Genomic DNA, 7025 nt, shown 5'->3' with positions numbered 1-7025 from the left:
ACCCAATTGGTCGCAGACCAGCCGGCCGTCGGTCTCGGAGTCCGGGTCGCTCTCGGCGTGGGGCAACAGGAGCGCGTGGACGCCCCCCGCGCCGAGGGCCTTGGCGGCCAGAGCGGCGCTGGTGGCGGAATCCACCCCGCCGGACACGCCGAGGACCACCTCGGAGAATCCCGCCCCCCGGACGTAACCCGCGATCCAGCCGGCCAGGTCCTCCGCCAGCTTCCCGTAATCGCGCTCGAAACGCCTACCCCGTGCCACCGCCCACCTCGCGTAATTCGTTATAAATCCGGGCGAAGTCCTCCAGGGAGAGCTCCTGGGCCCGGCGTCCCCGGCCGACGTCGGCCCGCTCCAGGACCTCCAACCATTCGGGCCGGGTCATATTCAAACCTTCGACCCCGGCGTTGCCGAGCTGCTTGCGGCGCCGGGCGAAGGCGGCCCGGACCAGCTTGAAGAACGCCTCCTCGTCGGCCACCTCCACCGGCGGGACCTCCCGCCTGCGGAAGACGACCACCGCCGAGTCCACCCTGGGTTGGGGGGAGAAGCTCCCCGCCTTGACCTTGAAGGCGGTCCCGGCCTCCCAGTGGTAGGCGACGTACGCCGACAGCGAGCCGCGGGCCGAATCGCCCGGACGGGCGGTCAGCCGGGCGGCGAACTCGCGCTGGAACATGAGCACGGCGGCGGCGTATCGGCGCTCCCCGGTGGCCCGCTGGACGATTTTGGACGAAACCGCGTAGGGGATGTTCCCCACGAGCCACAGCGGCTCCGGCCCCGGCGGCTCGTAGTCGAGAAAATCCCCCTCCACCACCGCGAAGCCCGGCCGGTCGCCGAAGCGTTCGGCGAGCCGCTCCGCCAATTTCCGGGCCAGGTCGCCGTCGAGCTCCACGCCCGTGTAAGCGGACGCCTTTTCCGCCAGGAGACCGGTCAGCGCCCCCCGGCCGGGACCGATCTCGACCACGGGCACACCCGATGGAACGAGGGCGGCGATTCGGCGCGCCGCCCGGTCATCTCGCAGGAAATGCTGGCCGAGCCTGGGGCGTCCGACCATCGCGGTTCAACCGCTCCCGCAGTGGCGCCGCGCGAGAGGCTCGATCACCAGCCGGTCCACGAGGACCAGCCCGACCAGCACGGCCAGTGCCACGACGATGCGCAGGGAGAAAGCGGCGGTGAGGAGGCGGAAGACGCCGCCGGCCAGGGGGTACACGACCAGCCCGGCCAGCGCGACGACCAGGAGCCAGCCCCGCGCGCCGTGGTCCGGCCGCGGGTCGCGGAAGAGCCACACGCCGAGCCTGCCCCAGCTCGCGTACCGTCCGTCCGCCGCGCCCACCAGGACCCACCGCAGGGTCAGCGGCAGGGTGAGCACGGCCCACGCGCCGTAAACCCAGGCCCAGACCGGGTCGGCCATCTGGTCGGGCCGCAGGTACGCCAGGATGAAGTAGCCGGCGAAGGCCAGGAGCAGGAGCTCCAGGGCGCGCAGGACGCCGGGCGACGCCGGCCCCACCGGAACCTCCACCGCTTCGCGGACATTAGTCGCCACGCCGCCTCCCGGGTTGATGCTCCGATGATTATAGCACTACGCCCGCGCGGGTGAAAGGTGGGCTTCGGGGTCCGTCGCGGGTGATCGTGTCATTCGTCCGGGCTCTCGACGCAGGCGCCGAAGGTGAAGGCGTACAGCCCGAAGCCGTCGCCCGTGGCGTACAGGGCCAGTTCGCGGTCGGCGTAGGTCGGGGCGTCGAGGAGGCGGTACATCCGCCCGGCGTCCACTTCCACGAAGCTGCGCCCGCCGTCGTCCCACTTCACGTCGGCCCCGGCGTCGGTCTCGGAGACTGGCCCGCCGTCCACGACGATGTACACCCGGAACGGTACGCCGTCCTCGCGGTGGAGCACGGCGTTGACCTCGGTGGCCCGACAGCGGATGACGACGCGGTCGCCCGGTGGGTCGGCCTCGGAGACGTGGAGCAGCCGGCCGTCCTCCACGCGCCAGTCGCCCTCCAGGTAGGCCCTGTGCACCTCGTGGGGGGTGACCGGCTCGTAGCGGGCCTCGAGGTCCATCTCCACCGGGTGGCCGTAGCGGCCGCGCGCGTAACCGGCGTAGAGCTCCGGCGTGGCCGGATAGCAGACGGCGCCGGGACGGTCGTGGGGGTTCACCGGCTCCATGATCGGCGGCAGCGCCACGCCGGGGTTGAGCCTGGTTATCTCCTCCTGGATGACCTCCTCGATTTTCCCGTAGCCGCCCTCGCCGATGTGGTCGTGGATGATGACGCCCTCGGGGTTGACGAGAATCTTCCGCGGCCACCAGTTGTTGGCGTAACGGCGCCAGAGCTCGAAGTCGTTGTCCAATAGGACCGGCCACCCGATCCCCAGCTCCTCCACCGCGCGCTCCACGTTCTCCCGCTCGCGGCCGAACTCGAACTCCGGGTCATGGACCCCGAGGATGACCAGTCCGAGGTCGGCGTAGCGCCGGTGCCACTCCTTCAGGTAGGGCAGCGTGCGCAGGCAGTTGACGCAGGTGTACTCCCAGAAATCCACCAGGACCAGCCGTCCGCGCAGCGCCTCCATCGTCAGGGGCTCGGAGTTGATCCAGCGGTCCGGACCGTAGGCCGGTATCTGTGGGGCGGGATTGCCGGGCATCGGTTCTCCTTCGGTCTCGGCCGCGCCGCAGGTCACGGTCGCGGCGAGGGTCAGCGCGAGGGGCAGGGCGTATTTCAGCCTCATGGTGCGCTCCCTTTTTCACGAGGGGTCATGATCGGTTGGTTGTTTATTAATACGATAGGATTATAGTGTTAATAATTCCACTTCGTCAAAATTAATGCCGGAACGGATTCCTTGACGCAAACCGCCGCCCTGCAATATGATAGCGATGGGACTTGACCTGACCCGAGGTCCCCGGAGCGGCGACATGGCCGATTTCATCCGCGCGGAGTGCGACGTACTGGTTCTCGGCGGGGGGGCCGCGGGCTGCCTGGCCGCGCTCCGATTGAAGGAGCTCGAGCCCGGCCTGCGGGTCGTTCTCCTGGAGCAGGCCGCCCTCGAGCGCTCCGGGCGGCTCGGCACCGGTCTGGCCGTTCTCTCCCCCTACCTCCACCAGGACGAGTCCGTCGAGTCCTACCTCGCCCACCTGGGGAAAATCGGGCGCGGGCCGGTGGACGGGACGATGGTCCGGCCCCTGCTGGAGCGGGGCGCCGAGGTGCTCGGCCGTCTGACCAGGCTGGGGTTGCCCGTGGAGACGAAGGGCTCCGAGCCCGCGCGGGCCGGGCGGTGGGGCGTCCCCTGCCGCGGTGGGGACCTGAAGCCGCTCCTCGCCCACGGACTGGTCGAGGCCGGGGTGGACACCCTCGAGCACGTCGCCGCCACCGGCCTCTGCGTGGCCGGCAGGCGGATTGCGGGCGCCATCGGATTCCACGTCCGCAGCGGCGTCTTTCACGTCGTCGGCGCCCGGGCGGTGCTCCTGGCCGCCGGGGCGACGGCGGGCCTCTACCGCTCCCCCCTGGCGGAATCGAGCCCCCACCGCGGCGCGGCGTCGCCGTTCAACGACGGCTCGGGATTGGCCCTGGCCCTGAGGGCCGGGGTGGAGCTCACCGGGCTGGAATACCGCTCGCAAACCGCCGTCCTGGCCGGTTCCCGGGCGCCGGTGGAGATTCTGGTCGAGGAGTACGGCCTGCCGGTCTTCAACGCGCGGGGCGAGGCGCTGCCATTTACGGGAGCGGACGGGCTGGCCGCGGCGGTGCTCGAAGCGGAAACGGCGGGTCTCGGTCCGTGCCGCATCGAAACCACCGGCCTGTCGGCCCGGGAGGCGAAGCGGATCGTCGCCCGCTATCTGGAGAGCCACCCCGTGGCCGCGCTGTGCTGGGCGGCCGAGGGGGTGTCGCCCAGGGACGAGCCTCTGGAAATTGCCCTGTCCGAACCCGCCGTAGGGGGGCTGGACTCGCCGGGCGGCGTGGCCGTGGACCCGGACCGGCGCACCGCCCTGACCGGCCTCTACGCTGCCGGGGAGACGGCTGGGGGGACGCCGGGTAAGGGCGTCGTCGGGGTTTTCGCCGAGGCGCTCCTCGCCGCACAGACCGTCGCCGCCGACCTGGAGCGCCTGAAACGGGCCGAGCTCGACGAGGAGTGGCTGGTCTCGGAGAGCCGCAGGGTCGAGGAGCCGCTCTTACGCCTCTCACGGGTGGGCGAGGGCATAGACCCCCACGAGCTCGAGCTGCGGATGCGGCGGGTGATGGACGCCTACGCCGGGGGGCAGTCCGCCGGGTTCCGGATCGAGCCGGAGCTTTTGGAGAAATGCCGGGCCGAGCTGGACCGGCTCGCGGAGCAGGTCCCCTTCCTCGTCTGTAGCTCGAACCACGACGCAGTGCTGTGCCTGCGCGCCCGGAACCGGCTCCTCGTGGCCCAGGCCCTGGTGGAACACCTGCGGGGCGACCGTGAACACGGGGGCAGTAAACTCCTCCGCTCCGCCCTGGACCCCAAGACCGGCGAACCGGCGACGAACTGATGGCGCAACCTTTGAAACTCCTGCACGTCCGCGGCGATCTCCTCTCGACCTGGCTGATGGCCAAGTTCCTTCCCCTGGAGGAGTCGGGGTTCCGGCAGAGCTGCATTCTCCGCCGCGACAACCGATCCCCCATCCCCGAGGGCTATCCGCTCGGGCTTATCCGTCTGCGCGGCACGGCGCGCATCGGGGACCTGGTGAGCGGCCTTTGGCCGAGAAACCTCCTGATCAGCCGGAGCTTCGAGCGCGAGTACTGCTATGGGCTGGAACGCCACCTGACGGACTTCGATCTGATCCGCTCGGCTGAAATCCACTACCCCTTCACCTGGCAGTGTGTCCGCGCCCACCGCCGAGGCTTGGCGCCGCCGGTGGTGGTGACGGTCCACGAGAACCTCCCCCACATCTGGGGTTACAAACCGAAGGCCCGCGCTTTCATCGAGGAGACGCGCCGTGGGGCGGGGCTTTTCATCGCAGTCAGCCGGTACTCGGCCCAGCTCTGCCGGCAGGAGGGCATCGAGGAAGAGCGGATTCGGGTGGGCGGGAACGCCGTGGACCTGGAGCGTTTCCGCCCCGGGGAAGCCGAGCCGTCTCTCAGGAGTGAGCTGGCCGCCGACCCGGAGAGCTTTTTGGTGCTGGTCCTGGGCCGCCTTACCTGGGAGAAGGGGCAGCGGGACCTGATCCACGCCGTTCATGCCTTGCGGCTCCGGGGCGTGCGGGTTTCCGCCGCGGTGGTCGGCACCGGTGAGGACGGGGATTGGCTGCGCCGGTTGATCAGCCTGTACGGCCTGGGCGACGCCGTCCGCCTGATGGGGGGCATTCCCTACGACCGGGTGCCCGCGCTCCTGCAGAGCGTGGACTGCCTGATCCAGCCCTCCCTGCCCGCGCCGCGCTGGCAGGAGCAGTTCGGGATGGCGGCCCTGGAGGCCATGGCGTGCGGCAAGCCGGTCATCACCACGCCGACGGGAGGCATCCCCGAGGTGGTGGGGGACGCCGGGCTGTACTTCACGCCGGGTAAATACACCGAGCTGGCGGAGCTGATCCAGAGGCTCGAATCGGAGCCCGACCTGCGCGACGACCTGGCGGGTCGGGGGCTGGAGAGGGCCCGTCTGTTCAGCCTGCCCGTCATCGCCGGACTCTACGCCGAGTACTTCCGCGAGGCCGCCCGGGGCTAGGGCCTTGACGCCCCGGGGAGGCCCCGGTATCCTTGTACCCGCCCGAGGGCATTGACCCGCAACCGGGGGTGTGAATTTGGACAAGATGCGCGTCGGCATCCTCACCGGCGGGGGCGACTGCCCCGGCCTGAACGCCGTCATCCGGGCCGCCGTGCGCCGCGGCGTGACCGTTCACGACTACGAGTTCCTGGGGATACGAAAAGGGTGGCTGGGGCTGGTCCACGGCGACACGGTCCCCCTGGGCCTCGCCGAGGTGGAGGAGATTCTGCCCCTCGGCGGGACGATTCTGGGCTCCAGCCGCACCAATCCCTTCGGCAAGAATGCCCAGGAGGAGGTCCCGGCCTGCGAGCGGAATTTTGGCGAGCTGGGGCTGGGCGCCCTTCTGGCGGTGGGAGGCGACGACACCCTGGGAGTTGCGCGCCAGTTCTCCGACCGCGGGCTGCCCATGGTCGGCGCGCCGAAGACCATTGACAACGACCTCTCCGGCACCGACTTCACCTTCGGCTTCTGGACCGCCATCGAGCGGGTGATGTGCGCCCTGGACGACCTGCGGACCACGGCCAAGAGCCACGAGCGGATTTTCATCGTCGAGGCCATGGGCCGGCACGCGGGGTGGATCGCCGGCTATGGCGGAGCCGCCGGCGGGGCGGACTACATCCTCACCCCCGAGGGGTCCTTCAGCCTGGACGAGGTCCTGTGGAGCCTCCGGCGCCGGTGGGAGGCGGGGTACCGCTACGCCGTGGTGGTGGTGGCCGAGGGGGCCGAGTGGCAGGGGCGCGAGGTGTACCAGAAGGACCTGCCCAAGGACGAGTTCGGCCACGTTTACCTGGGCGGAATCGGGTTCGAGCTCTCCAAGGCGGTGGGGCAGGCGCTGGCGCCCGAGTTCGGCCGCAAGGCGGGGGACCTGACCCGCCACGTGGTCCTCTCGCACCTCCAGCGCGGCGGCACCCCCTGCGCCTACGACCGCATCCTGGGCACCCGCTTCGGCGCGGCCGCGGTGGACCTGATCGCCGCCAAGAAATTCGGCTACATGGTCGCCCTGGCCGGCAACGCCATCGTCCCGGTGGAGATAACCGACGCGGTGAGCGTGACGAAGAAGCTGGACCAGGATTTTCTGGACCTGGCGCGCAACTTCTACTACTAACCGACCCGGGGAGGAGGGTGCAGCTATCCCCTCTCCCTTTTAGGGAGAGGGTAGGGGTGAGGGTAAGGGTAACGAACGTGGAAGCGGTAGCCCACGGTCCCCCTCTCCCCGTGGGAGCGGCGCGCCGACGGGAATGAGGGTGAGGGCTGCCTTAGAAATAAACGGGCGGGTGTGGACACCCGCCCATACGTCATCGCAATTCGCGGACCACAGAACGATGCGGTTT

Annotated in this window: 7 protein-coding genes; 3 read left to right on the top strand and 4 right to left on the bottom strand. The window is 70.0% G+C overall.

From position 1 onward, the window contains the following. The 4 genes from VM054_05095 to VM054_05080 all read right to left on the bottom strand — a co-directional run. A partial coding sequence (locus tag VM054_05095) for an NAD(+) synthase (GenBank protein HUT98437.1) occupies positions 1-258 on the bottom strand: 258 nt, incomplete at its 3' end. Further along, positions 245-1045: a 16S rRNA (adenine(1518)-N(6)/adenine(1519)-N(6))-dimethyltransferase RsmA gene (gene rsmA, locus VM054_05090; GenBank protein ID HUT98436.1), complete on the bottom strand. Its 801-nt coding sequence runs from the start codon at positions 1043-1045 to the stop codon at positions 245-247. The genes VM054_05095 and rsmA, both read right to left, overlap by 14 nt. 6 nt (positions 1046-1051) lie before the next feature. Beyond that, on the bottom strand, positions 1052-1534 hold the full coding sequence (locus tag VM054_05085; protein ID HUT98435.1) for a hypothetical protein: 483 nt from the start codon (positions 1532-1534) through the stop codon (positions 1052-1054). 89 nt (positions 1535-1623) lie between these two features. Next, entirely contained in the window at positions 1624-2712 is a 1089-nt protein-coding gene (locus tag VM054_05080) for a redoxin domain-containing protein (GenBank protein ID HUT98434.1), read from the bottom strand. Between the two features lie 184 nt (positions 2713-2896). On the opposite strand from VM054_05080, the gene VM054_05075 reads away from it, so the two are divergent. The 3 genes from VM054_05075 to VM054_05065 all read left to right on the top strand — a co-directional run bounded on the left by VM054_05075 (position 2897) and on the right by VM054_05065 (position 6799). Continuing rightward, on the top strand, positions 2897-4486 hold the full coding sequence (locus VM054_05075) for an FAD-binding protein (protein HUT98433.1): 1590 nt from the start codon (positions 2897-2899) through the stop codon (positions 4484-4486). After that, positions 4486-5655, top strand: a complete 1170-nt coding sequence (locus VM054_05070) for a glycosyltransferase family 4 protein (protein HUT98432.1) — start codon at positions 4486-4488, stop codon at positions 5653-5655. Before VM054_05075 ends, VM054_05070 begins: the two co-directional genes overlap by 1 nt. An 85-nt stretch (positions 5656-5740) precedes the next feature. Further along, positions 5741-6799, top strand: coding sequence for an ATP-dependent 6-phosphofructokinase (locus tag VM054_05065; protein HUT98431.1), 1059 nt, complete (start codon positions 5741-5743; stop codon positions 6797-6799). Positions 6800-7025 lie beyond the last annotated feature (226 nt).

It is taken from the genome of bacterium, assembly GCA_035528375.1.
GTDB lineage: Bacteria > RBG-13-66-14 > RBG-13-66-14 > RBG-13-66-14 > RBG-13-66-14 > RBG-13-66-14.
The sequence above is the reverse complement of the archived record's forward strand: the minus strand, read 5'-3'. Positions and strand labels throughout refer to the sequence as shown.